Origin of the sequence: Methanothrix sp., assembly GCF_016706325.1 — an archaeon.
Taxonomy (GTDB): Archaea; Halobacteriota; Methanosarcinia; order Methanotrichales; family Methanotrichaceae; genus Methanothrix.
This window is the reverse complement of the sequence record NZ_JADJJX010000001.1, coordinates 1,511,957-1,537,940: the sequence shown is the minus strand read 5'-3', so window position 1 is coordinate 1,537,940 and position 25,984 is coordinate 1,511,957. Positions and strand designations below refer to the sequence as shown.

Below are 25,984 nucleotides of genomic sequence, written 5' to 3'. Positions count from 1 at the left end.
TTCACCTGCCAGCTGATCTTCGACACATCCTAATTAAGCTTGCGTCATAACTTCGACAATCGATGAAGCTCATCGGAGATGCAGATTGCCGCGAAATCGCCAGAGCAAAAAAAAGTATGAGATCAGCCTTACCTGTACAGATGGCCGTCTATGATCAGATCCATGATGATATCGAACTTCAGGGCATCGGCCCATCCGGAATTCTGAAAGATCGACATGAATCCGACACCAATAAGCCTCTTGTAACTCATCTGAGAGAGAAAAGCAGCCATCTCCTCTGCAGTCACTCCGATCTTGGGCATGGCCATGCCGCCCAAAATCACCACCGTGTCTGCATCGAAGCTGCAGGGATCAGCCAGCTCCAGACCGCATTCAGTGGAGATTATCCTCCTCATATTCTCCTTTTCCAGACCGGGAATAAAGGCCATCTCCTTCTCTCTTACTGGATAGCCCAGGAAGAGGGCGAAGGGAGTACAAAAACCGGGAGAGCCAACGAAGATTATCTTTTTGTCATCCTTGACCAGATCCCGAAAGCCATTCAGCATTCCGCCCAGACCCTTGAACTCTTGAATCTTCTCCATAGTTATCGATCATATATTTCCTGCTCATGGGCAATAATGTTTTGGGGATTCTTTGCTGTTTTCTGTGGGCGAGCCTGGGGATACCATTTCTCTTGTCTTTGTCCTCTGTATCTTTGTCCTCTGTATCTTTGTCCTCTGTTGGGGCCAGGGGCAGCATCGGGCTGCATTAGAATTGTCACAAGCCGATGTTAATTTATCTCCCGATCATCCTTTGCATCAACGACATGATCCCCGGCCCGCTGCTTTTTCCGCCTCCCGGCCCCATCCCCTCCAATCCCAGGCCCATGGAGCTCATCATCTCTCTGTTGAAGCGATCGGAGATCTCATCAAATATCCGCTTATAGGCGATGCAATGAGGATCGACCCCCCTGATCTCTCCCTCTGTTGGTGCCATGGCATTGTAGGGGCAGCCTCCCCGGCAGTAGCGGATGTGCTTGCAGCCTTTGCAGTTCACATCCACATACTCCTTGAACTGGCGCATGAGAACTCCTGCTGGGGAGGCGGCCAGGTCCGATTGGCTGGGGCGGTCGCGGACGTTTCCCATGACGAACTCGGGCATCCCCACAAACCGGTAGCATGGATAGATGCTTCCATCGGGGCCCACGGCAAAGGTGTTCTCCATGCAGTCGACGAAGGTGCAGACAGTGCCCCTTCCGGTGAGCACACATCTGGCATAATCGTTGATGTTCCTGACCTCGATCTGGTCCATGTTCTCCAGGTACTTGTCCAGGAGATAGACCAGCAGCTCGCCATAATCCTCCGGAGGGAGGGCCCACCGATCTGGCTGCTCGCTCTTCAGCGAGGGGAGGGCAGGGTGAAGCTTGAGTGTGAGCTCGTTTTCCAGAAAGTGATTGAATATCTCCTCTTTGAACTGCACTGAATAGGAGGTGAATGTACAGATGAACTGCACCTGCAGTCCGTGCTTTCGGGCCAGCTCATATCCGGCCATGGTCCTTTCAAAGTAGCCCTCCGACCTTTGCAGATCATTGAGCTCCTGGGGGCCGTCAAGGCTTGAGCCTATGGGGATCTCATGCTCTGCCAAGACCTCCGCCAGCTCCGGGGTCAGCAGCCAGAGGTTGGTCTGCAGGGCGAAGTTAGGGCAGAGGTGCTCAAGCTCCTTTTTGAGCAGGGGAAGGGCCGCCCGGTAGTAGTCCACACCGGCGAGCAGTGGCTCTCCGCCGTGAAAGGTGAAAGTAACCGGATCGTCCCGAAAGTCGCGCAGCCATTCCACTATCTCTCCTACAGTCTCGATGCTCATCCTCGGGGATCCGACCTCAGAGCTCCAGCAGTAGCTGCACTTGGAGGGGCAGCCGAGGGTGGGTATGATCATGACGTGAAAAGGCCTCTTCTGTGTTCTCATCTTTCTCATCTTTCTCACCTATCTCACCTATCTCACCTATCTCCTGTCCCCCTTCCCTGGCTCATATGCTCATATGCCCATGGCATTGATGGCCTCGATCAGCTCTCCGAAGGCCTCAACCTCCAGATCTATGACCTCCTCGGCACTCATGGAGATGCTCATCTCGCCGTCCACAGTGAGTGTATCCGGGCCCCGGATTATCATCCTCTCCCGGCCATCCTTTGATAGAATGCCCTTGATCTCTTTTTCATGAGCCATGGTCCGGCCGGGAATGATGACAGTCTCCATCACCCGGTCAAGGTCCAGGCCGTAGAAGTCCTCAATGGTGATCAGGCAGCCGATGTCCTTTTCCACCGGCAGGATGTTCACCCGATCACCCGTCTCCATCTGGGAGAAGATGCTCCTCAGCATTGGAGCCGCCACCCGGCTGGTGATGATGCTCGCCCCCCTCCGCAGAGGGGTCAGGCGGGATATGACATCTGGACGCCTGGCCAGAGCGAAGGGGGCGCCGGTGACCGGGTCCCACAGGGGAGTTCCAGTCACCCGGAAGCGATACTGCTCGGCAGTACGGGTGACCAGATCTCTGAACTCCTCGATGCTATGAGGGGTTATCCCCGGCAGAATGGGATCATTTCCCAGGATCAATCCCTGATCCCGCTGGTTGGCAAACCGCATGAGGATAAGGCCACGTGCGCCCATACTCTCCAGGTCATTGCAGGTCCTCTCCAACTCCGGGCCGTCGTTCACTCCTGGAATGATGACTGCTGCACAGTAGACAGCACAGCTACGGCAGAAGCTCTTGAGGTTCTCCAGGGCGATCTCCGGATGCCTGTCTCCCATATACCTGCGTCGGAGCTCGGGGTTGGTGGAGAAGACAGTGAAGGATACCTCATTCACCCCGGCATCAATAAGCTCCGCTGCATCGTCAGCACTCTCAAACCCCTTTCCGCTGGTGTAGCCAAGGCTGATGGGTACCATCCCCTGACCCAGCATCCTCGCCAGGGGAATGAGGTCCGGGTAGCAGCTCAGGTCGCCGCCCCCGCTTATGGTGACCTTGTCCGGTATGCTGCCCATGCACCTCTGGGCCACCTCGAACAGGACATCGTTTATGGGTTTGAAGCCCGGATAGCCCTCCATTATGGCACGGGAGCAGTAGTCACAGCCCTTCCTGAAAGGCATACAGTTCTTGCAGCCGAAAGCTGGCACCTTCTTCACCCCTTTGAAGTAGCAGTAGCTGCAAAATCCCCTGCAGTCCAGGCCCGGCCTTCCACCTACATCTGCGAGTACGTCCATCTCCCTCTCGATCATGCCAAATGGTAAATAAGCCTTGGGGTGGCAGTAGAAGCAATCATAATAACAAATAAATATCTTGATTTTGTGAATTTAATTATCGTGCTAGAGGAAAGGTTTACATATGGGAAAGTGATATATACATCCTCGAATACATAATTAAGTTAAGGAGCGATAGTAAGCGGAATCCTCGAAGGGGCCAGCACTGCAGGATTTGGCGGAGGTAGCCTTTGTACATCAAAGAGGTTGAACTCAAGAACTTCAAATCATTCGGCAAGAGCATCAGAGTTCCTCTGAAGAATGATTTTATGACGGTTACCGGCCCAAACGGAAGCGGAAAATCCAATATAGTCGATGCCCTTCTCTTTGCCCTCTGTCTCTCCAGCTCGCGGGCGATGAGGGCGGAAAGGCTGCCCGACCTCATCTACCGGGGGGATAACGGCAAGAATCCTGATTTTGCCCAGGTGATCGTCCGGCTGGACAATACCAGCCGTCACTTTCCCCTGGACCAGGACATAATCGAGGTCTCAAGGAAGATCAAGACGAAGAGGGATAAATATGCCTCCTCCTATTCTTTTAATGGCAAGACCTGTGGCCAGGCAGAGCTGCAGGATCTGCTCGCCAAAGCGGGAATAACCCCGGAAAGCTACAATATAGTCATGCAGGGAGATGTGACCCGCATCATCGAGATGACAGCTGTTGAGCGGCGCAAGATCATCGACGAGATCGCTGGCGTCGCCGAGTTCGATGAGAAGAAGAAAAAAGCACTAGAAGAGCTTGATGTGGTGCGAGAGCGCATAGAGAGGGTTGATGTCATCCTGGAGGAGGTGGGAGGCCAGCTGGATCGGCTGCGAGTGGAGAGGGACAAGGCCCATTCCTACCAGGCGCACAAGGATGAGCTGAAGAGGCAAGAGGCATTCCTTCTTCTGGCCAGGCTCAAAGAGGCCTCAAGAGAGCTGGAATGCCTCAACCAGGAGATACTCACCCTCCAGGGCAGAAACGATGAGATAAGGCTGCAGGCAGATGAGGAGCGCTCCTGCCTTGCCGTCCAGGAGGAGAAGCTGCAGAGCCTCGGCCAGGAGATCACCCATAAGGGGGAGGACGAGCAGATCGAGGTCAAGCGTAGGATCGAGGAGCTTAAAGGGGAGATCGCTCGCGAGGCCGATAAGGTCAAGATGGCGGAGAGGTCTCTGACCGAGATGGATCGCCAGCAGAGTGCGAGCTTCATCCAGCTGGGCAACCTCACCGATGAGGAGGAGCTCCTGGAAGAGAGGATTCGGGACCTTGGCATTCGCAAGGCCAGCCTGGAGGGAGAGCTTGAGGATCAAGAAGCTCTCCTCCGGGAGGCGACTTTGAGCCTGACCCGAGAGGGGGCTCAATTCTCCGCTCTCAGAGAGGAGCTTGAAGGGGCCAGACGAACCCGGGAAGAGGCCAAGGCAAAGCTGGGAGATCTCTTGCGGGAGAGGGACCGACTGCTTGATGCTGTGAGGAGGGGAGGCCTGGAGAGAGAGGAGCTCTCCTATGCCATCAAGGAGGCGATGGATGCCCTGGCCAGCAGCGAGCACGAGGCCGAGAAGTTGAAGGAGGATATGGCCGAGCTCAACAACCGGGCGATGGAGCTGGAGAGGGATAGAGACGACCTTGAGAGCGGGAGGCTCAGGCTGCGGCGGGAGATCTCTGAGGCCGAGAGGGAGATGCATAAATTGCAGGGGGAGTTCGCCCGCATTGATGGCCGGATCAAGGCGGCAGAGGACAGGGGCGGATTTTCCCGCGCAGTGGACGCCATACGCTCTGCTATCAAGAGAGATATGCTTCCGGGCCTGTATGGCACAGTGGCGGAGCTGGGAAATGTACAATCCCGCTATTCTGCCGCATTGGAGGTGGCGGCAGGAGGGCGGATGCAGAGCATCGTCGCCGCCACAGATGAGGATGCCGCCCGGGCCATTGAGTATCTGAAGAGGTCTCAGGTCGGCAGGGCCACCTTCCTCCCCCTGAACAAGCTGGATCGGGGAAGCCCCTCCCTCAAGCCCAATTATGAGGGGATAATCGACTATGCCTTCAACCTGGTGGAGTTCGATCCCAAGTTTCAGGGAGCCTTCTGGTATGTATTTCGTGATACTTTAGTGGTGGAGAGACTCGACCACGCCCGAGCCCTCATGGGCCGCTACAGGATGGTGACCCTGGACGGGGACCTGGTGGAAAGGTCAGGAGCTATGACTGGAGGACACTACAGGGCCAGGATGAAGTTCGCAGCAGAGGAGGGAAAGAAGCTGCTGGAGCTCTCAGAGAGGATCTCCGGCGCTGATGCTGAGCGGGGGAAGCTTATCGAGAGGCTGGACAGGATCGAGGGGCAGATCTCCCACTTAACCCGGGAGGTGGAGGAGCTGAACCGGGCCATCTCCAAGAAGACCTTCCAGGCGGATGAGATGGCGGAGGCAAGGCCCCGTCTGGAGAAGGGCATTGCAGAGAAGCGCGAGCGGCTTGTGCAGATGGAGAGAGAATTTTTCAGTTGCAAAGGAAGGCTGGATGCCCTGGAGGGGGAGGTTCGAGCATCTGAGGAGATCTTAACCAGCACGAATGAGAGCATCGACCGGATAGAGTCTGGCCTTTCAGGCTCATCCATCCCCGAGCTGAATCGCAGGGCAGATGAGGCTAAATCAGAGATAAGAAGGCTTCAGGACAGAATAGCAGAGATCGATGCCGAGATCCTCAAGGACAGGATCCGGTCAGAGGGAGTAATCGAGAGGAGAGAGGAGATCACCTCCAGAAGAGAGCAACTGGAGGCGGAGAAGGCGGAGGCAGCAGAGCAGAAGGAGGCGGCATCCGCCCGCATCCAGAGCCTGAACCAGGAACTGGAGGAGATGAAATTCCGCGAGGCGGAGATCGAGCATGAGCTGCATGGCCTGAAAGGGGTGAGAGTCGAGCTTTTAGAGAAGACCATCACCATGCAGCGAGCGATCGATAAGATGGAACGGGAGATGGATCGGATCCAGGCCCGCCTGGATGCTGGCCTCTCCGCCCGTGATGCCATTCAGCTGAAGGTGGATGGCCTGCGCACAGAGATCGAAGAGAGCGGCGTCGACTCAGCCCAGGAGCCGCCGGAGAGCAGCACAGTCGCCGAGAAGATCCGAGCTCTGACCCAGTTCATGAGAGATCTGGAGCCGGTGAACATGCTGGCCATCGATGAGTACGATCATGTCCAGACCCGCTACGACTTCCTGGCCCTGAGGAGGACCACTCTGAGGGAGGAGAGGGAAGCGATCATCGACAAGCTGGACAGGTACGACCAGATGAAGAAAGAGGCGTTCCTGTCCAGCTTCACTGCAATCAATAAGAATTTCAAGGATATATTCCAGGAGCTCTCCCGGGGCGAGGGAGAGCTGATCCTGGAGAGCCCGGAGGACCCTCTGAGCGGGGGGATGAGCATCAAGGCCCGGCCGGCGGGAAAGCCCTTCCACCGCCTGGAGGCCATGTCCGGGGGGGAGAAGAGCCTGACTGCCCTCTCCTTCATCTTCTCCATCCAGATGTTCCGGCCTGCTCCCTTCTATGCCATGGACGAGATCGATATGTTCCTGGACGGGGCCAATGTGGAGAGGGTGGCAAGGCTGATCAAGAAGATCTCTGCCCAGGCCCAGTTCATTGTGGTATCCCTGAGAAAGCCGATGATACTCCAGTCCAAGTACACCCTGGGAGTGACAATGCAGGAGAACAATATCACCACGGTGACCGGCATATGCACCAGCAGAGATGGTTGAGGCGGTTGAGGTAGGACTTTGTCTGAAGATTCATTCATCCCCGGCCTGGGAGCCAATCCCGGAGGCTTTGAGTTCGGCGAGCCGGCAGAGGTCTTGGTGGAACTGGCCCGAAGAGGGGATATCGATCCCTGGGATATCGATATTGCCCGGACCACAGAGAAGTTTTTGCAGTACATCGATTCCCTGGAGAAGAGGGATCTGAGGATACCGGCCAGGACGCTGCTTTATGCCAGCATCCTCCTGAGGATGAAGTCCGACTCCATGGAGGGGCAGAAGGAGGAGCGGAATGAGGAGCCCGCCCATGAGATCGAGGAGATGGGGGGAGAGGAAGAGGAGGCCTGGGAGGAGGAGAGGGAGAGCACTCTGCCCCATCCGCCGGTGAGAAGACGCTCCAAGAGGCCCGTAACCTTGGATGAGCTTATCTCGGAGCTGAAGAAGGCGGAGATGGTGGGCCGGAGAAAGGCCATGAGAGACCGCTGGCCTACACTTGATGAGAAGGTGTTGGACCTCTCCCACGATGAGGGCATCGAGGAGAGGATCAAGGCTTTGGGGCCCATACTGGATGATATGTTCATGGGGAGCAAGACCGTCACCTTCCAGGATATCAACCGCAGAGAGGAACTGAATGAGGATGGGGTGACCAACTATGTCTCGCTGCTCTTCATGGCGCAGAGAAAGCAGGTCTGGCTGGAGCAGGAGGAGATCTTCGGGGAGCTGTTTGTGAGAAGGCGTCCATAGCTGCTGCTTTATACCCACCAGATCATCTGGGAAAGAGGAGAACGCCAAAAAAAATGACTGTGGAAGTAAGGCGGAAGCCTATCCCTACATCAATTCATTCTTATTGAGATATGCGGTCGATGGTTGCAAAGCCCCCCTCCGCGCCCCGGAAAGCATTTTTGAAGTGGACGATCAATTCTTTCTGGGTTCCCGGCTCGATGTAGACGAATGTATCTGCAACTTCATTGGCTGATATTATCACCTTAGAGGCGATCACCTCTCCATCTTTGGAAAGCTCCAGGTATGTTTTATTCCCATCTATGTCTACGGACTGAGCAGTCAGCTCATATCCCTCATCCAGCGAAAGAGGCATCTCAGTGGTTATCGTCAATGATCGGGAGTCATTTATCAGGATAAGATTGGGATTTTTTTCTGAGTTCTGCCAGATATGATCGATAGTGGCCAGATTCTTATTCGCCCCCCGAAAGGCATTCTTGAAGTGAACCCTTATCTCCTGTGATGTTCCCGGCTTAGAGTAAATGAAGGTATCATCAACCTCATTGGCAGGTATGACAACTTGAGAGCTGACCACTTCTCCATCTTTGGAAAGCTCCAGATATGTTTTATTCCCATATATGTCTATGGACTGAGCAGTCAGCTCATATCCCTCATCCAGCGAAAGAGGCATCTCGGTGGTTATCGTCAATGATCGGGAGTCATTTATCAGGACAAGATCGGAATTTTTTTCTGAGTTCTGCCAGATATGATCGATAGTGACCAGATTCTTATTCACCCCCCGAAAGGTATTCTTGAAGTGAACCCTTATCTCCTGTGATGTTCCCGGCTTAGAGTAAATGAAGGTATCATCAACTCTGTTAGCGAGTATGATAGCCTGAGAGCCGACCACTTCTCCATCCTTGGAAAGCTCCAGGTATGCTTTATCCCCATCGATATCTATCGAATGGACAGTCAACTCATATCCTTCATCCAGCATCAGAGGCACTCCGACAGTCATTGTCAGGGATTCAGAGCGATTTATCAGCACCTGATAAGGATCTTCTTCTGAATTCTGCCAGATCCGGTCAATTGTGACCAGATTCTCATTCGCGCCCCGAAAAGCATTCTTGAAATGAAGCTTTATCGAGTGCGATGTTCCCAGTTTGATATATTCAAAGATATCATCAACCTCATTAGAGGGTATGATTATCTGAGAGTCGATTACATCTCCGTCCTTTGAGAGCTCCAGGTGTACTCTATTCCCATCTATGTCAACAGATCGGACTGCCAGCTCATAGCCTTCTTCCAGCGTTAGATTATACCCAGAAGTCACAATCAAAGGCTGAGAGTCATCGATCAGCTCCAGATCGGGATCCTTTTCAGAATTCTGCCAGATCCTGTCGATTGTGATGAGGGTAAGATCTGGAACTCGGAGAATATTCTTAAAGTGAACTCTTATCTCCTGCGATGTTCCCGGGCGTGAATAGAGGAACGTATCATATATCTGGTTGGCAGGAAGGATTAACTGGGAATCAATGACTTCCTCCCCCTTTCTGAGATCGAGACGAGCCTTATTTCCATCGATATCCACTGAATGGAGTACGAGGTCATAGCCCTCTTCCAGCTCTAAGGGCATTCCAGAAGCGATAGTCTTCAGGTCAGATTCATTCAACTGAATGCGATGAGGATGGATCTTTGAAGTCTGATAGACCCCATCGATTGTGACAATGTCGTATACGACCCCGCGGAAAACGTTCTTGAGGTGTACTGCTATCTTGTGCCCATCCCCAGTCTCTGGCCGGGGATGGACAAATGTATCAGAGATATCATTAGAGGGTATGATTATCCTGGAATCTATCATCCGTCCATTCTTATAAAGCTCAGAATAAAGCTTATTCCCATCAATATCAGCCGACTTGACCGCCAGCTCATAGCCCTCCTGCAGCTTCAGTCTATTCTCTTCTGAGATGCTGAAGAGAATCTCGGCATCATTCCCTTTGGGCAGCAGATCCGAGGAGTTATCTTGAGATTGAGATTGATCAGCTCCATCGCAGATCAGTCCACCCAAAAAAAGGACTAACAGCGGAATTAACAGAGTAATTTTAATTAAAATCCCTCCCGGCAGACTATATTTGGCCTGCTATATGTAGTTCATGATCAATTCTAGCTGCGGGGCAGATCTATCTGTGAACGTCTCTATGCAATCTGCGATGGATGATATCTCCCAATACTGTCCATAATAAAGATGGAGGTTTTACCACTTGCCTCCCCCGCTGCTGCCTCCTCCCATGCTGCCGCCGCCAAAGCTACCTGATCCCGAGCTGCCAAAACCGCCGTGGCGCACAGATGTAGCCCGCACTCTTGCTTTCATCTCCTCTATCCTTTGGCGGCCAATTTCCATCTCCCTCTGATGGCTCTGACGTCCGTGCTCGATATGCCTGTTGACAGACTCCAAGATGATATACAAATCGATGTTATTGATCTTTCCCGAGCGGTACTGCTGTGCCCTCTCATACTCTGCCCTGCTCGCCTCCAGGTCAGGCTGGGCAGAATAGGAGGTTCCAAACCTCTCTTCCGCAGCCTCCAAAGACTCTTTCATCCTCGCCAGCATCTCCTCCGGGTCCTGGCCCTGGATCTTTGCAGCTATTGATTTATCTCTGGCTGCCATTTGACTGACCTGGCCGACTGCCTCCTCTGCCTTCTGAATCCTCTCCTGGAGAGCTATCCAGTCGACTGCATCCGGGCTCTCGCCGGCCATGTCCTTTGCCTCGCGGAAAAGCTGTTTTGCCTTCTCCAGCTCCATCATCGTGGTCATGGATATCTGCGCGCCTGCAACCTCGTTTTCTGCCTGCTTGAATGCCAGGCCAAGCCCTGCCAAGCGCGACTGATATTCGTTCTGAGACTTCTTCACATCAGCCAGCCTCTCCATGGGAAGGGAGATGTTCTTGCTGGCGATCCTGGAGCTGCTTTCCAGGCCATCTATCAGTTGCTGGGCAGCAGGGGCATTGATCCAGCCCCTCTTGGAGGCCTTCACTGCTCTGATATATTCCAGCTCCAGCCTGTTCAGATCTACAATGCTGAAGGCATCCTCTGCTGGTTTCCAGACCGACGGAACATAATTGGCCCTGAGCTCTTTCAGTGCCTCAATGGCAGCAGTAGAATCCTCCACCATCATATCCAGATCTCTTCTGATCCCCTCGAGCTTCGTTTTATTCTTCCCCGCCTGGGCACTCCGGGGATTTATTATGTCGAAGAATGCCCTGGAGAGAGCAATGAGTGCTGCAAAGGCGGCTCCAACCCAGATCAAAATACCATCCTTCCCCCTCTGGCTTTGAGATGATGGTGCAGATGATCTTGACGGCGCAGCCGGCGCGGGGGCTCCTGCCCCTTGAACCGGAGACTGCCCATCAAAATGATCGATTATCGCTCTTGTTCCCTTGATTATCCCCTGATCGGGCCTTCCAGCACGGAATTCCGGTATGATGATCTCATCCACTATCTGCTGCACCTGGCGGCTGGATATATCTCCGGAGAGCCCCTGGCCGGTCTCAATCCAGATATCATGGGACTGCATGGCCACAAGAAAGATGATACCGTTATCCTTGCCCCTCTTACCAATCCCCCAGAGGTTGGCCAGATAGGTGGCATAGCCCTGAGGGTCCTCTCTCCCTATGGAGTTTACTGTCACCACTGCCAGCTCGATGGTGCTTCGATTGTCAAAGTCCCTCAGCTCCTGGTTCAGGCTCGATGCCTGTGGCGCTGAGAGCAGATGGGCATAATCGTTCACATATCCCACAAAATCGGGATAATCCTCGGCAAAGGCGCATGATACTGAAAAAAAGATCAGGATTGAAAGCGCAAACCGGCAGAACCAGGCCGGATTTATCTTATTCATCTCACATCACTCCGCCAACTCTCCTGATTATGATAATAGTCTCTGATCACATAAAAACAATTCGCTTTAAGTTCCCAGAAGCAGACCTTTGGCTGTATGCTCTGGCTAAAACTTAAATCCCTCGGGAAGAGATCATCCCTCAGGTAGATCTGATGATGGACTCCAGCGCCAAAGCAGTTATCGAAGCCGCCCTCTTCGCCGCCGGCAGAATGCTCACTTCTAGAGAGCTGGCTGAGATCTCCGGCCTGTCACTGCAGATGGTCGAACAAGCGGCCGGCGACCTGGCGCAGGAGTATGCCAGCCGAAACGCGGGAATAGAGATCAGGAGCATAGGAGAGGGCTATTCCATGCAGGTTCGACCCCTTCTGGCCAGACGGGTTCTCTCCTTCGCCCCCCGGGAGATAGAGGCCCCCCTGATCAGAACCCTGGCCATCATCGCCTACAAGCAGCCCATCAAACAGAGCGAGCTGGTCCAGGTCAGGGGAAACAAGAGCTATGAGCATGTGAGGGAACTGGAGAAGAGGGGCCTGATCAATGCCGTCAAGCACAGCCGGACCAAGCTTCTGACCACCACACCTGGGTTTGCCGACTACTTCGGCATCGCCTCCTCCAATCCCCAGACGGTGAGAAAAGCCCTTCTGCAGAACAGAAAGCTGGTGGGGGTCAGCCCGATGTACAGGAGCCTGGCTGTGCGATTGGGTCTGGATCATCTAGTGCTCAACCCCTACAATCCCGGGGAGGAGGACCTCTCCCGGCTGCAGGAGATCGACCTTCTGGTCATTGCCCCCGGCTACCTGGAGAGGGTGAGGGAGAACTACTCCGGAGATGTGATAGAGGCCAAAGTTCGCACCCTCTCCCAGCTCAAAGAGAGCGCCGAGCTGATCGCCCAGGCGGCAGGGGCAGGCGATGTGGAGCCCCTGGCAGCAGAGGTCGACCGCCTCCTGAAAAAGCTCCGCAAAAGGGCGAAGAGAGCAGGAGCAATCAAGCCCCTCACCCCCATGATCGAGGATATCGCCCGCGATCTCCGTTTGGATGTTCAGGAGGGGGGGCTGAGAGCAGCGCCCAGCTCTGCCCAGATGGAGGCGGAGATCCAGGTGCCCGTCCACCAGCCCTACGATATGGACATAGTGAGGAGGATAGTGGAGCGCTGCGAGAAGCTCCTGGCGGATAATGCTCCTGCCACGGGCGGGCATTGACAGCCCATTCACATCTCCGGGATGGCCGATCCTTCCGATTTAAGCCGTTACCCCTGATTTTGAGCCGGTGCCTCTGAATACGAGCCGGTTCAGAGGAACAACAGGGAGGCTGTGGGGGAGGCTGGCTGCTCCAAGGATATCAAGGCAAGATATATCAATTGCCAAAGATCTCGACTCCTCATGCTCATCTCGGAGGCTGAGTTCGGCTCCATCATCAGCAGATACAAGAATGTCCTGTACCTGTGCCACCGCAACGCCGATCCGGACGCCATAGGGAGCGCCTTTGCCCTGGCTGAAGCCTTCGGCGGGGCTGTAGGAGCGGCGGATGGCCTGAGCCGCACCGGCAAGAAGCTGTCAGATACCATCGGAGCAGATGTCCTGATCGACCCTGTGGCAGAGGATTGGGATCTGATTGTGGTGGTGGACACCTCCATCCATCTGCAATTGGGAAGAATCTCCCTTTCCAGATACGGCCTTGTAGACCATCACCAGGACGAAGGACTCCTGGAGGGTGCGGAGTTCTATATCCAAAGGCCGGCCAAATCAACTGCAGAGATCGTCTGGAAGATCCTGAAGGATAATGGGCGAAAACCGAGCAGGGAGATGGCCCTGGGACTCCTGGTAGGGATCATCTCGGATACAGGGAGGTTCAAACGGGCCAGCGCGGAATCGTTTCAGGCCGCTTCAGAGCTCTTGGAGGCGGGAGGGTTTGATTATGATGAGGCATTGCAGGCCCTATCCATTGCCCCGGACATCTCCCAGAGGATAGCTGTGCTCAAGGCCGCCTCGAGGGCAAAGATCGAACGGCAGGGAGAATGGCTGATTGCCTCCTCCAGGGCGAACTCATTTGAGGGCTCAGCAGCATCTGCGCTGATCGATCTGGGAGCGGATGTGGCCTTTGTTGCCGGAAGGCATAGTGGCCGGGTCAGGATAAGCGCCCGGTCCAGCCGCAAAGCAGTCAAAGCGGGCCTGAACCTCAACCAGATGATGGGCGAGATCGGCAGAGATCATGATGGGGACGGCGGGGGGCACAGCTCTGCCGCCTCTTTTGATGCCCAAGGAGACCCGGCGCCCTCCTGCAAAGATGCAGGGAGATGGCGGCTGGGCAGCTGCCTTGAATGAGCTTTTTAAGCCTTGCGCATCCTCCGGGCGGAGCTTTTCAGGGCCTCGATCCCCGGCAGGGGCTCCCCTGAGAGATAGGTTATGCTCGCTCCGCCGCCCATGCTCACATGGGAGAATTTTGACTCCAGACCCAGCTGATCTATGGCGGCCACGCTATGCCCTCCACCGGCTATGGAGTAGCCAGACTCGGCTGCAGCCTTCAGCAGCTCAGATGTGCCCAGCCGGAACTTATCCTGCTCGAACACCCCTGCCGGCCCGTTCATCACTGTAATCCGGGCATCCTTCAGCTCTTTGGAATAATCCACTATCGTCTCCAGACCGATATCAGCTATGGGAAGATCTTTGGGGATAGCAGTGACGGCAACCTCTACCCTCTTTCCATCCTTGTTCAGAGCCACGTCCAGCGGAATTGAGATCTTGTCCGGATAATCTGCCAGCAGCCTTGTGGCCAAGGGTATCTGCTCCAGATACTCCTGATCCTCGACGAACTTGCGATTGGCTTCTCCAACATCGATTCCTGCCGCCATCATGAAGACCGTTGCCACCACACCAGAGGTCAGAATCTTGTCCGCCCCACCCCGTTGCAGAACATGCTCTATCACCTTGATGGAGTCGTCTACCTTGGTCCCACCCAGGGAATAGACTGCAGGATGCTCATCGCCCTTCAGGCCTCTATCCAGTGCTGTGATCTCCCTGTCCATAAGAAGGCCGGCAATGCTGGGCAGGACCTCAGTGAAGCCGACCACAGAGCAATGAGAGCGGTGGGAGACGGCAAAAGCATCGTTTATAAAGAGGTCGAAAAGAGGAGCCAGCTTCTTTACCATATGGCTCTTGGCATGATCCGCAGGGGTGCGGTTCATGTTCTCCTCAGCATAAAAGCGGGTGTTCTCCAGGAGAAGAACCTCCCCTGGGATGAGGGATTTTATGGCCTTTTGAGCATGAGAGCCGAAGATATCATCAACATAGGTGACATCGCGTCGAAGTAGCCTGGTAGCAGAGCGGGCATGGGCCTCCATTGTGGTATAGTCCTTCTTTCCTGCCCTGCTCTGATGGGCCATGAGGACCACCCGGCAATCCTCCAGGGCGCGCAGAGTATCTAAATGGCTCTTGATCCGTTTGTCATCCAGGATATTTCCGCTCGGGTCCATGGGGGAGTTGAAGTCGACCCTTACCAGGACCCGTTTATTATCGAGTTTGACATCATCCATTGTGAGATAGGCCTTCAACTGAGTTCCTCCCGGTCTGTCTAGGGGGTTAGCAGAAAGGAATATAAAGTCGTTGCTGATTTGGGCAGGGCAGCTTTCAAAAATGATTCTGCTTTCAGGGAGCTCAACTATCCGGAAATGCCGATCTTCGCGCCACAAGCTTCAATGAAGACCTGAAGAAGAGACGAAAAGGATCAACTGGTCCAAGCACCTGGACGGACTGGCCTGGATCTCCTGCAGGTATGAGTTCGCCCCAGATACACTGTCCTCTTAAGCTGCCTATTCATCCTGCTCATTGCATTCTTCTACTGGCAGGGAGCAGGAATTGTGGCGATACCGCTGAGGGGATCCGCACAGTCTCAGGGGCAGAACCTGAAGCTGACGCTCCTGGATAATCCCTATCTCAGCGCAATGGCATTCACTGCCAAGAGCCAGGTCAAGAGGTATCCCATAGGGATTTACTGCTATCTGGCCGCATTGAAGCCCACCCTTGACTGGCCGCTCCTTGCTTTTTCCTGGTGAGCCTGGACCGAACTGTGATCCGCTAGCCCGGCCCATTCTCACTCCGGCTCCGGTCCGGTCCGCACCTAAACTCTTCTTGGATTGATCACGGCAAACGTCGAGAAAAGTCCTTATAGTGGCTCGCCAAAATCATGGGCCATCAAGCGAGAAAAGAGATCGTAGAATAGATCGCAGATGATCGTAGAATAGATCGCAGATGATCGTAGAATAGATCGCAGATGATGGATAATAAAGATCATAGAGCGATGAGAAGTAACGAGAAGTTGCGAGAAGTGATGAGAAGTTGCGAGAAGTGATGAGAAGTTGCGAGAAGTGATGAGAAGTTGTGAGAAGTGATGAGAAGTTGTGAGAAGTGATGAGATGCACAGGATGATTAGGCTTTCTATCATGATAATAGCTCTCCTCTTGGCAGGAATGGCCAGCGGGGTGGAGTTTGGAAAGGAACGCCCCATAGCCATAATTGCAGGAGAGCAGATGCAGCCTGCACTGGATGGGCATATTGTGGCCTGGTCAGACAACAGGAGCGGAAATTATGACATATTCATGTACGATCTGGAGACCGGCCTGGAGAGATGGGTTTGCATCGATCCCTTCTTCCAGATCAGCCCTGCCGTCTCCGGCGAGCGCATCGTCTGGCAGGATATGCGCTCTGGGAACGCAGACATCTATATGTATGACGTCATCAATAAGACTGAGTCTGCAGTCACCACTGCAGAGGGCAACCAGACCCAGCCGGACATCAGCGGCAATAGAGTGGTCTGGGCAGACGATCGCACGGGAACTTATCAGATACGCCTCCTGGATCTATCCACCGGGAATGAGGTGGTGGTATCCTCTGCGAACGGCGAGCAGATCAGGCCCAGGATCAGCGGTGACCGGATAGTCTGGATGGACAAGCGCTCTGGCGACTTCGATGTCTATTCATATGATATCTCCTCAGGCAAAGAGGCTGCCGTCTCTACCGGCCCCGGTGACCAGTCGTTCCCATCGGTCAGCGGGGATATTGTGGTCTGGGCAGACAACCGCACCGGCGAGTCCAACATCGCCTTCAAGGACCTGGCAACCGGCAAGGAGGGCACTATAAACAAACCCGGCATGCAGACCGATCCCAAGATCTACGGCCGCTATATCGCCTATCTCAACAATCACACAGACATAAACCTCTATGATATCGAGACTGGCGCAGATTCCACTCTTGCACCAGGCAGCATCAAGATGGAGCCGGCAATCAGCAAACGGGGTGTGGTCTGGACTGATTACCGGAAGGGAAGCATCGATCCGGACATCCAGATGTTCGACTTCGAGATAATGGCTGACATATCCATAACCAGCGGTCCCTTCAATCACACCAATCCCTCGATCTCCGGGGACAATATCGTCTGGACAGACAACAGGGACGGCAACTTCAATGTCTTTCTCTTCAACACCACTACCAATGAGGAGACGCAGATAACCAAGGAGAGCTTCGATCATAGCAGCCCTGATATCAGCAACGATAACCTGATCTGGACGGACCAGAGCCAGGGAAGTCTGCAGATATTTCTCTATAATCTGAGGACAAAAGAGAGAAAGCAGGTGACCACCGATCAATCCGACCACCGCTACGGGATGATCGATGACGACAGCATCATCTGGATCGATTCCCGCTCAGGAAGCGAGCAGATCTACCTTTATAATATCACTACCGGCCAGGAAAGGCAGGTCACCACTATCCAGTCCATGAAGCTCTCCCCGGTGATAGATAAAGACAGAATCGTCTGGATCGATTCTCGCAGCGGGGAGGATAAATGGGATCTGTATCTGCTCAACCTCACCACAGGCGAGGAGAGCGCCATCTGCACCAACCCGGCCCGTCAGGCTCAACCCTGGATCTCAGGCAACACTGTGGTCTGGGCTGACGGCAGAAACGGGAACTGGGATATATATGCCTATGACCTGACCACCAAAACAGAGAGGGCGGTGGTGATCAACCCCGCTCATCAGGGTAATCCAGTGGTCCATGGGAATTATGTGGCCTGGCTTGACGTCCGGCAGGGGGACTCAGATATCTATCTGTACGACCTGAGAAAGGGGGTAGAGGTAGCTGTTGCCACTCTTCCCAATCAGCAGACTCCTAATGACGGCAAGGGCGATCCATATCAGGTCAAACCCTACCTCTCCAGCAGGATCATAAGCGGAAACAGGATAGTGTGGATGGATAACAGCGACGGCCACTCCCAGATCAAGATGAGGTACATCAACTCCGATCCCCTTCTTCTCTTGGAGGCAGACTATCCAAACACCAACGGCAGCCTTCTGGTATGGAGCGATAACCGGAGGGGCAACTGGAATATCTATGGCTTTGACTTCTTCACCCGCTCGGAGAGGCCCATAACCAAAGGGGATTACGACCAGCTCTATCCCAAGTGCTCTGGGGATATAGTGGTCTACTCCGACTACCGGAGCGGAGATTCAGACATTTATATGACGAACATCGCCACTGGCATCGAGTCTGCCGTGGCCACCGGCAAGGGCGATCAGACATGGCCCTCCATATCCGGGAATCTGGTGGTCTGGCAGGATAACTCCAGCGGCAACTGGGACATCTATATGAAGGATCTGTCCACGGACAAGGTCACCCCCATCTACAAGGGAGCGGGGCAACAGATGTATCCCGTCATCAGCGGCGATCTGGTGGTCTGGCAGGACAACCGCAATGGAGACTGGGATATATATGTAAAGGACCTGATAAATGGAACTGAGACCAAGCTCACTGGGGATGGCGATCAGCTCTATCCGGATATATCTGGAAACACCATCGCCTGGCAGGATTCTTCGACAGGGGATATCTCCTATTACTTCTGGGACAAGAAATGGGGCAAGAGCTATCCGCGGGAGGGAGAGCAGAGCAGCCCGGCGGTATGGGGCAATTACATCGCCTATGTGGACGGTTCGGGCGAGGATACAGCCATAAGAAAGCTGGATCTCTCCAGCTGGAAGGATGAGCTGGTCCAGGCCGGTCCAGGCCAGGCCAAGCCAAGCATGGACAGGAAGCTGGTATGGATCAATACCTACAGCGGCAAGCCAAGGTCAATGGCAGTGGCTGCTGGCCAGACCAGCGTCATCTGCAAGGCCCCCGGAGACCAAAGCCATCCGGTGGTGGGCGGAAACGATCAGGTGGGCTACTATGTGGCCTGGATGGACAACCGCACTGGTGATCCTGATGTCTACGTCTACAGCCTGGCTCAAGAGCTGGAGCTGCCCCTCGCTGCCAGCCCCTATGAGGATATGTATCCGGATATCAAAGGAAGCATCATCGCCTGGGTGGCCAGAAACCCTGATAATCAATATAAGATAGAGGACTACTGGTGCATCAGGACGTTTGATGTATCCATAGACAACTCGACTGAGCTGGTCTATGGCCTGGAGAATGTCACCCCCATCTCCCTGAGCGAGAATTATCTGGCCTATTTGAGAAAGACATACTTTGGCTGGATGGTCTACTCCCGGCCGCTATATGAGAAGGAAGTTGCCCCTAAGTCACCTCCCAGCGGCATCAATGCCCGGGCAGGAGGGGATTATGTGGTCTTCCAGAACAATAAGGCTGGAAGCTGGGATATCCTCCTTTGGAAGCAGGGACAGGACAAGGATCCAGTACCTATTGTGACCGATCCCGCCGATCAGATCAATCCGTCCACTGACGGCCGCACTGTGGTCTGGCAGGACAACCGCAATGGAGACTGGGATATATATGCCCTCGATCTGAACACCAGCAAGGAGATGCAGATAACCACTGATTCAGCCGATCAGATCAATCCCGATGTCGAGGATGGTGTCATCGTATGGCAGGATAAGCGCAATGGAGAATGGGATATCTATGTCTACGACCTGAATGCAGAAAAGGAGATGCCCATCTGCACCGATCCTGGCAATCAGACAGATCCGCGCATAAGCAGCTCAAGGATAGTCTGGGCGGATGATCGCAATGGGGACTGGGATATATACATCTACGAAAACTATATGCCATAAGCGGGGATGCAGGGGTCTGTCCCCCTCTTCCTCAATCTTTTATGGCTTTTTTCCCTCCCCGACCCGCCCCTCTTTTCATCTCATTTTTTCAAGAGATATCGCAGTCCGTCGGGGCAAAGTTTATTTATTCTCGGTGTTTAGCTATCCCCTTAAGAATATTTGGGGCAATTCATGGAACTTGAAAATCTTCGATTTGGTACGGAACTGCTAAAGCGCGGTTTCGCTGAGATTCAGAGAGGGGGGGTGATCATGGATGTCACAACTCCTGAACAGGCCATAATAGCAGAAAAAGCAGGTGCTGTAGCCGTAATGGCTTTGCATGCCGTTCCCGCCGATATCAGGAAGATGGGCGGGGTGGCCAGGATGGCAGACCCCCTGATCATAGAGGAGATCATAGAGGCGGTGACCATCCCGGTCATGGCAAAGGCCAGGATCGGTCACTTCGTCGAGGCCCAGATACTGGAAGCTTTGGGCGTAGATATGGTGGACGAGTCAGAGGTCTTGACCCCTGCAGACGATTTCCATATCGAGAAGGCCAGGTTCAATGTTCCTTTCGTCTGCGGCGCCAGGAACCTGGGTGAGGCCTGCCGGCGGATCAAAGAGGGTGCGGCCATGATCAGGACCAAGGGCGAAGCAGGAACTGGAGATGTAAGCCAGGCGGTCTTGCATATGAGGATGATCCTGGGTCAGATCAGGAGCCTGAAGGGGATGGACGATCTTCAGCTGCTGAAGGTGGCCAGGGAGATAGAGGCCGATTTGGATCTGGTCAGAGAGTGTGCCCAGATGCAACGCCTTCCAGTGGTCAACTTCGCAGCTGGTGGAGTGGCTACCCCCGCCGATGCTGCCCTTATGATGCAGCTTGGGGCTGACGGGGTCTTCGTGGGCTCAGGAATATTCAAGTCCGAATGTCCGGAGGCGATGGCCAGGGCAATAGTGAATGCTGTTCATCATTATGATGATCCGGCTCGCCTAGCAGAGCTCTCAAAGGGTCTGGGAGCGGCTATGAAGGGGCTGGAGGCGGCGAGCATTCCCGAGGCTGAAGCCCTGCAGACGAGAGGCTGGTAAGAATCTGGCGAGCGCGACCGGCGAGGATCTTGTAGTCCTGGGGCTTGAGGCCCTGCAGAAGAGATCCTCGCCGGCTGAGCAGCAAGGTGAAGAGAGGCTAAGCGATGCATGAAATAGGGGACCTGTTCTGCAGGATGATGCCTAATGCAGGATGATGTCCCTTCTGAAGATGCTGGGGGCGTGATATGTTCTCGGATAAGGATCTGGTGGCCAGAAGCATAGAGGATATGGCAGAAGAGGTAGCGGATCTCCAGGCTCTGGCCAGGAAAGAGAGGGAGAAGTACGAAGCCCTTCGTCAGATGGAGATCGAGCTGCGCCGGAAGTCAGTGGAGACCCGGCCGGTGAGCGACAAACTGGCAGAGAGCTTCTGGCAGGAGGCAGAGAGCCTGCGGGAAGAGAGCCAGGAGCTGATGCGGCTTTTTATGGAGCATAAGCTGCGTGCGGCCGAGGTTCAGCGCCGCATAGATATTCACGATCAGATCGAATCTCTGGACGGCTACGACGAGGTCTGGAGAGAGGCTGCAAGAGCCAGACGGGGTTAAAATCCGATCCGATCATCCGGCCTCAGTACCCAAGCCAGATCATCCAGCCCGATCATCAGCCCTGATCTCCTCTTCTACCTGTTGTCCTGGAACTGTATATCCTTCTCCGTCTGGAAGGAGCCTTTGTACTGCTGATCTGCCTTAACCCTCTTGAATAGCCTGGCGTAATTGGTCTGAATATTCCATGTTCCATTGAAGGCCTGCTCGGTCTTGAAGTTAAGGGAGTTGTTGGCATAGCCTGCACTGGAGACGCTGGAGCTCTCCGATCGATCCACATGGCTCAGATTGTACCTCTCGCTGACCGATGCACCCATGCCTCCATCGAATCGCGGCGATTCGACTGTCTTGTGCCCTTTCAGGCTGCCACCAGTGAAGACCAGATCCTTGGTCTCAGTGAAGTTGTCCATAGATGATCTTCTATCAATGCTTCTCAGGGTCTCCATGGATATCGATCCATTGCCCATCATCCTATCGTTGTAGTGCATGGCCGCTCCATTGAAGTTGTCCTTTATTGAGACCTCCCCCTCTCCTTTCACCGATGTGGACTCAATGAATAGCCTCTTTTCCAGAGAAGCCGTGGTGCTCTCCCCTCTCTTCCCATCGGAAGCAGTATTGACTGTGCTCCAGTGAATCAGGTAGGGCCCGCCTTCCGCCGTGTTCGATCCATCGGTTATCCAGATGGATAGTGGCATGTAGGTGCCCGCTGCTCTGCCCGGTATGGTGCCGCTCCAGTATCCATCTGTCTCGTCCCCCGTCTCAATGGCCAGTCCGGTCTCGTAGACTCGATTAACTCTCATCATGCTCTGCCTGGTCAGAGGGGAATCAGAGAGGCCGTACTTCACAGAGGCATCCTCTATTGGAGTTTGGCTCTTTATATGGACTGTGACTACAACATCCTCCCCTGCAGCCGGCTGACGGGGCTGGGCGTTAACATCCAGTATAGAAATCACCCCGTGCTCTGAGTTCTTCACTCCCTCAATGCTCAATTCATAGTTCTCTGAGCCGGATAGATTCCTTTCCCTGGATTCAGGCTTGATCGAGGGCATTGGGATCGGTTCGATCCTGCCGGTGGAGCTGAGGTTGGAGGTTCCATCATCCACAATAAGATGATCTCTCGCCTCCTTGGCATCTCCCATTTCTTTAATACCTCCCACCTCCTCACCATCCCTTGCCCCTTTATCACCCCCCAAATCCTCAACATCCCTTGCCCCTTTATCACCCCTCAAATCCTCAACATCCCCTGCCCTTTTATCACCCCCCAAATCCTCAACATCCTCGCCCCTCTATCACCCCTTAAATCCTCAAAATCCCTCGCCCCTTTATCACCCCTCAAATCCTCAAAATCCTCTGCCCCTTTATCACCCCTCAAATCCTCAACATCCCTCGCCCCTCTATCACCCCTTAAATCCTCAAAATCCCTTGCCCCTCTATCACCCCTCAAATCCTCAAAATCCCTCGCCCCTTTATCACCCCCCAAATCCTCACCATCCCCTGCCCCTTTATCACCCCTCAAATCCTCACAATCCTCTGCCCCTTTATCACCCCTCAAATCCTTATCATCTCCCCCTCCACCAGAGAGGCCCAGGAGATTTTCCACATAGCGAAGGAGGTTTGAGACCCCCTCCACCACGACGTTGTTGGACCTTCGGGCGGTTTGATCGATGTCCCTGGCCATCGTTCCCGAGACCTGGGTGATGGTCGACTCCTCTTCTGGCAGATTGAAGGGCAGGCTCAGATTCCCATAGCTGATGTTTGATCGGACCATCTTTATGCTGTATTCAGGATAATCGTCCTGTGCTTTGCTGCTGCTTTCAACAGATGAGCCCTCGATCAGGACCAGGCTCAGGTGGTATTCTCCCCGCACCGACTCTCTATCCATGGTGAAGCCCTCAGCAGTTATGGTATCTTCTCCTCCACTGCTGATCGTCTTCTTTGCAGTGATCGTCTTCTGGTGCTTGGGAGAGAGGAAGTCAATGCTCCCCAAGGGGCCTGTATTTTTGCTGATTACGAAGATGCTATAAAGGGGCACACTGCCTGTATTGGCCACAGTGCAGGTGATGTTGCTGGTGCCACCAGGGGCCAGTGCAGAAGGCGAAGCACTGGCAAATACCTTGACTGCCGTTATGACTGTATTCGCCTCAACTGCCATTCTGTCAGACCAGGTCCTGCCCAGGGAATCCTTTCCTGCCACAGCAAATTGCAGTGTTCCATTCTCCTGGATGATCGGGCTTGCCTCCACCACTCTGAACTCTCCCGGTTCGAGGTCGCCCAGGGAGATGAGCATTGCGCCATCCAGGGTGAGGACCACGCCCTCCAGTCTATCCTGGCCAGAGTTGGTGACCAGACAGTTGATGGGGGCTGCATCTCCTGAAACGGCCTCGACCCTCTCGGGCATGATCTTCAGGCTGATGCCTGGCTGGATGCTCTTCAGCAACACACTACCATTGGCGGTGGTCTCAAAGCCGCGGCTGTCTACCCCCCGGGCGGTGACATTGATCATGGTGGTGGCATTCTTGTTGTAGATGGCGGCCATTCGCACTGATCCATTCGGAAGCATTACGGGCAGAATGCAGTCTGTCTCATCCCCCTGCAAAGTGACATCGAACAGAGTCTCCTGGCCGGTGTTGCTCAGGATCCAGGTCACCTCTGCCGGCTCCCCGGGATATGAGGCCACCTCCATTCTCTCGCTCTTGATCTCTAGAGAGGAGTTCATCACAGCAATCATCTGGCTCTGGCGGGCATAGAGCTGTCCACCCATCTCGTCTTGGGCGGATACAACAACCTCATAGGGCAGTGTGTGCAGAATTGTCCTGTTCCCATGCACCGTCCTGACCTCTCCTGCCGCCAGGACGGGGATCCGGGCCACCTCCCCCCATCTGTCATCCACCTTGAGGTCAGTGAGGCTATCTTCCCCGCTGTTGGAGATCTGGATCAGTATGGAGGCGTTCTCCCCTCGGTGAACAAGCTCCGGGGCTCTGAGCAGAAGGTCGATCTTCGGGGAGATCATGCGGATATCAAGGCTGCTGTTATTGGCATGGATATTGCCCCGGCCATCTTTGGCACGGGCCTCGGCCAGTAGCCTGGTGTTGTTCTCGATCAGCAGAACTCCATCCAGCTGAAGCTCCTTATCTGGTGTGAGGAACCTGGTGGAGGCGATCTTGCCCCCACAGGTGATGAGAACATCGGATAGCTCATCCTTGCCAGTGTTCCTGGCCAGGCACTGGAAGCTTACCGCCTCTCCTGCCAGCCCGGCCGATCTATTGACTGATAGGTTAAGGGACAGAGAGGCTGAGCTGGAGTTCTGGCCTGGCGGGCGGATGGGCTCTTCTGCCACTGGTGCTTCTACAGCAGGGGGGGCGGGGGCTGGAGCTTCCGCTGGAATAGCTCCTCCTGCAGGAATGGACATGGGAAGCAAGGCCATCTCTTCTATCGGCTCTTTGTTCAGGGCATCCTCTGGTTCGTTCTGCCCCTCTCCTGTGCTGTTGTACAGGACCCGCCCCTGAATCTCCAGGCCGGTTGGGTCTAGAGCGAAGACACCCACCTTCTCTGCCCTGCCGCCTATTGACAGGACCTTCTTCTCCCCAGGGTCAAGCTCGGAGAGGGTGCCAAGGGATCTGTCCCGTCCCTTCACCTTAATTCTATGAAGCTTAGTGATGCCGTTGTTTTCCAGATAGACCAAAGAGAGATCCGGGCTGGAGTTGACCACCGCCAGCAGGGATACATCTGAGGAGGCAACCCTGAGCACAGGCTCAGAGGGACGGCTTTGGGCAGATGAGGGCCCAATCCCTGAATTCTGGTCGGAGGATGAAGGGGATGATTGGGAGTCCTCTCCGGTGAACAGATAGAATACAGCCGGGACTAGAATTAGCAGAAATATGGCGGTGCCCATGAGCACAGGGCTTGCCTTTAGACTACGCTTCCCCCGAGGTAGTCTGAGCCTGGAGCTCCCCCTCCTCATTCAACTACTCCCTTCACCAGCCGGACCTATCCCTTCAATAGACCGCGGCCTTCGTTCCTGGCTAATTTATTATGATTATTTCCCTTTTGAGCGATTTTTATATTTCGATCTATAAATGCGTTTCGGATGTTTGAGCGAGAAAGGCGATGCAGGCATACTTTCTGACATATAGCACAGAAGATATATCAATATCGGCAGAACCTGCATCCAATCTATAATCGGCCCTCTCCCCCGATCATTCTCGCGAGGGCACCAAAGCCATTGATGCTGCCTGAGAATGGGCGATAGATACAGCCTCCCTCGTCCTCTCCAGATCATCGCCATAATAAAGATGGCTGATGCAGTTGCAGTCGCTGCAGCCGAAGCCCGCGACAGGACTGAGATGCTCTCCTACGGCCTTCGCTATGCTGCATTCCAGATCCCGGCTTGTCCTGGTTATGAACACCTCAACCAAACCAGTTTTGCAGAGAAGGTAGTCGATATGCCATCTGCGGGTAGCTCTACTGCCCTCAAGTATCTCTACATGGCGGTCCACCCTCTTGCATCCCCCCGGCCCCCGGGCAGAGCCGGTATAGGCATAGTATCCAGGGGCGAAATCGATGGTGCCCAGCGATCCGATGCCAATCCTCCTCCCCTTCTCCAGGAAGAGGATGATGGTGTAGATCCCCGGCTCATCACAGCCATATCTCATTATGAATCCCTTCCCCATTACCCTCATTTGATCCTAATGCTCTTTTGGAGGGCTGATACGAGATCTATATCAAAGCAAGA

General features: G+C 54.3%; 17 protein-coding genes. 8 read left to right on the top strand and 9 right to left on the bottom strand.

All coding sequences use genetic code 11. The features are described 5' to 3' along the window. Positions 1 to 128: 128 nt before the first annotated feature. From IPI63_RS07930 to mmp10, 3 genes are all read right to left on the bottom strand, one after another. Complete coding sequence (locus tag IPI63_RS07930) at positions 129 to 581, bottom strand: DUF2124 domain-containing protein (RefSeq protein ID WP_214065141.1); 453 nt, start codon at positions 579 to 581, stop codon at positions 129 to 131. Positions 582 to 774: 193 nt separating this feature from the next. Next, the gene (locus tag IPI63_RS07925) at positions 775 to 1,950 is read right to left on the bottom strand and encodes a TIGR04083 family peptide-modifying radical SAM enzyme (protein ID WP_292478214.1); all 1,176 of its coding nucleotides are present in this window, start codon (positions 1,948 to 1,950) and stop codon (positions 775 to 777) included. Between the two features lie 60 nt (positions 1,951 to 2,010). Beyond that, positions 2,011 to 3,234, bottom strand: coding sequence for a methyl coenzyme M reductase-arginine methyltransferase Mmp10 (gene mmp10, locus IPI63_RS07920; RefSeq protein WP_292477831.1), 1,224 nt, complete (start codon positions 3,232 to 3,234; stop codon positions 2,011 to 2,013). Positions 3,235 to 3,461: 227 nt separating this feature from the next. On the opposite strand from mmp10, the gene smc reads away from it, so the two are divergent. Then, entirely contained in the window at positions 3,462 to 6,986 is a 3,525-nt protein-coding gene (gene smc / locus IPI63_RS07915) for a chromosome segregation protein SMC (RefSeq protein WP_292477829.1), read from the top strand. An 18-nt stretch (positions 6,987 to 7,004) separates the two neighbouring features. Beyond that, a complete protein-coding gene (locus IPI63_RS07910; RefSeq protein WP_292477828.1) occupies positions 7,005 to 7,724 on the top strand; it encodes a segregation/condensation protein A in 720 nt (239 codons plus the stop codon). A gap of 100 nt (positions 7,725 to 7,824) precedes the next feature. Here IPI63_RS07910 and IPI63_RS07905 read toward each other — a convergent pair whose 3' ends face one another. After that, positions 7,825 to 9,768, bottom strand: coding sequence for an S-layer protein domain-containing protein (locus tag IPI63_RS07905; protein WP_292477826.1), 1,944 nt, complete (start codon positions 9,766 to 9,768; stop codon positions 7,825 to 7,827). A gap of 186 nt (positions 9,769 to 9,954) precedes the next feature. Then, positions 9,955 to 11,595, bottom strand: coding sequence for a YgcG family protein (locus IPI63_RS07900; RefSeq protein ID WP_292477824.1), 1,641 nt, complete (start codon positions 11,593 to 11,595; stop codon positions 9,955 to 9,957). Between the two features lie 152 nt (positions 11,596 to 11,747). Between IPI63_RS07900 and scpB the strand changes: the two genes are divergently transcribed. Together scpB and IPI63_RS07890 are read left to right on the top strand one after the other, a co-directional pair. After that, positions 11,748 to 12,791 carry an SMC-Scp complex subunit ScpB gene (gene scpB, locus IPI63_RS07895; protein WP_292477823.1) on the top strand — a complete coding sequence of 348 codons (1,044 nt, stop codon included), beginning with the start codon at positions 11,748 to 11,750 and terminating at the stop codon, positions 12,789 to 12,791. Positions 12,792 to 12,971: 180 nt separating this feature from the next. Then, positions 12,972 to 13,913 carry a bifunctional oligoribonuclease/PAP phosphatase NrnA gene (locus IPI63_RS07890; RefSeq protein WP_292477821.1) on the top strand — a complete coding sequence of 314 codons (942 nt, stop codon included), beginning with the start codon at positions 12,972 to 12,974 and terminating at the stop codon, positions 13,911 to 13,913. Positions 13,914 to 13,918: 5 nt separating this feature from the next. On the opposite strand, the gene IPI63_RS07885 is transcribed toward IPI63_RS07890, so the two are convergent. Then, positions 13,919 to 15,121: a phosphoglycerate kinase gene (locus IPI63_RS07885; RefSeq protein ID WP_366850899.1), complete on the bottom strand. Its 1,203-nt coding sequence runs from the start codon at positions 15,119 to 15,121 to the stop codon at positions 13,919 to 13,921. A gap of 324 nt (positions 15,122 to 15,445) precedes the next feature. On the opposite strand from IPI63_RS07885, the gene IPI63_RS07880 reads away from it, so the two are divergent. The 4 genes from IPI63_RS07880 to IPI63_RS07865 all read left to right on the top strand — a co-directional run bounded on the left by IPI63_RS07880 (position 15,446) and on the right by IPI63_RS07865 (position 21,255). After that, positions 15,446 to 15,640 (top strand): hypothetical protein, encoded by a 195-nt coding sequence (locus IPI63_RS07880; protein ID WP_292477818.1) that lies wholly within the window; start codon positions 15,446 to 15,448, stop codon positions 15,638 to 15,640. 369 nt (positions 15,641 to 16,009) lie between these two features. After that, positions 16,010 to 19,648, top strand: a complete 3,639-nt coding sequence (locus tag IPI63_RS07875; protein WP_292477817.1) for a biopolymer transporter Tol — start codon at positions 16,010 to 16,012, stop codon at positions 19,646 to 19,648. Between the two features lie 171 nt (positions 19,649 to 19,819). Continuing rightward, the gene (gene pdxS, locus IPI63_RS07870) at positions 19,820 to 20,713 is read left to right on the top strand and encodes a pyridoxal 5'-phosphate synthase lyase subunit PdxS (RefSeq protein ID WP_214064691.1); all 894 of its coding nucleotides are present in this window, start codon (positions 19,820 to 19,822) and stop codon (positions 20,711 to 20,713) included. 185 nt (positions 20,714 to 20,898) lie between these two features. Then, positions 20,899 to 21,255, top strand: a complete 357-nt coding sequence (locus tag IPI63_RS07865) for a hypothetical protein (protein ID WP_292477815.1) — start codon at positions 20,899 to 20,901, stop codon at positions 21,253 to 21,255. Positions 21,256 to 21,329: 74 nt separating this feature from the next. Here the strand turns inward: IPI63_RS07865 and IPI63_RS07860 are convergent, their stop codons facing one another. The 3 genes from IPI63_RS07860 to IPI63_RS07850 all read right to left on the bottom strand — a co-directional run bounded on the left by IPI63_RS07860 (position 21,330) and on the right by IPI63_RS07850 (position 25,904). After that, positions 21,330 to 22,517 (bottom strand): hypothetical protein, encoded by a 1,188-nt coding sequence (locus IPI63_RS07860; RefSeq protein ID WP_292477814.1) that lies wholly within the window; start codon positions 22,515 to 22,517, stop codon positions 21,330 to 21,332. Next, entirely contained in the window at positions 22,478 to 25,213 is a 2,736-nt protein-coding gene (locus IPI63_RS07855) for a hypothetical protein (RefSeq protein WP_292477812.1), read from the bottom strand. The genes IPI63_RS07860 and IPI63_RS07855 overlap by 40 nt, the downstream gene beginning before the upstream one ends. A 235-nt stretch (positions 25,214 to 25,448) precedes the next feature. Then, the gene (locus IPI63_RS07850; RefSeq protein WP_214064688.1) at positions 25,449 to 25,904 is read right to left on the bottom strand and encodes a DUF123 domain-containing protein; all 456 of its coding nucleotides are present in this window, start codon (positions 25,902 to 25,904) and stop codon (positions 25,449 to 25,451) included. Positions 25,905 to 25,984 lie beyond the last annotated feature (80 nt).

What these genes read in the sequence shown, in the direction of transcription:
- IPI63_RS07930 (WP_214065141.1), bottom strand. Translation starts at nt 581, where the DNA reads ATGGAGAAGATTCAAGAGTTCAAGGGTCTGGGCGGAATGCTGAATGGC.
- IPI63_RS07925 (WP_292478214.1), bottom strand. Translation starts at nt 1,950, where the DNA reads ATGAGAAAGATGAGAACACAGAAGAGGCCTTTTCACGTCATGATCATA.
- mmp10 (WP_292477831.1), bottom strand. Translation starts at nt 3,234, where the DNA reads ATGGACGTACTCGCAGATGTAGGTGGAAGGCCGGGCCTGGACTGCAGG.
- IPI63_RS07900 (WP_292477824.1), bottom strand. Translation starts at nt 11,595, where the DNA reads ATGAATAAGATAAATCCGGCCTGGTTCTGCCGGTTTGCGCTTTCAATC.
- scpB (WP_292477823.1), top strand. Translation starts at nt 11,748, where the DNA reads ATGATGGACTCCAGCGCCAAAGCAGTTATCGAAGCCGCCCTCTTCGCC.
- IPI63_RS07890 (WP_292477821.1), top strand. Translation starts at nt 12,972, where the DNA reads ATGCTCATCTCGGAGGCTGAGTTCGGCTCCATCATCAGCAGATACAAG.
- IPI63_RS07885 (WP_366850899.1), bottom strand. Translation starts at nt 15,121, where the DNA reads ATGGATGATGTCAAACTCGATAATAAACGGGTCCTGGTAAGGGTCGAC.
- IPI63_RS07875 (WP_292477817.1), top strand. Translation starts at nt 16,010, where the DNA reads ATGATTAGGCTTTCTATCATGATAATAGCTCTCCTCTTGGCAGGAATG.
- pdxS (WP_214064691.1), top strand. Translation starts at nt 19,820, where the DNA reads ATGGAACTTGAAAATCTTCGATTTGGTACGGAACTGCTAAAGCGCGGT.
- IPI63_RS07865 (WP_292477815.1), top strand. Translation starts at nt 20,899, where the DNA reads ATGTTCTCGGATAAGGATCTGGTGGCCAGAAGCATAGAGGATATGGCA.
- IPI63_RS07855 (WP_292477812.1), bottom strand. Translation starts at nt 25,213, where the DNA reads ATGAGGAGGGGGAGCTCCAGGCTCAGACTACCTCGGGGGAAGCGTAGT.
- IPI63_RS07850 (WP_214064688.1), bottom strand. Translation starts at nt 25,904, where the DNA reads ATGAGATATGGCTGTGATGAGCCGGGGATCTACACCATCATCCTCTTC.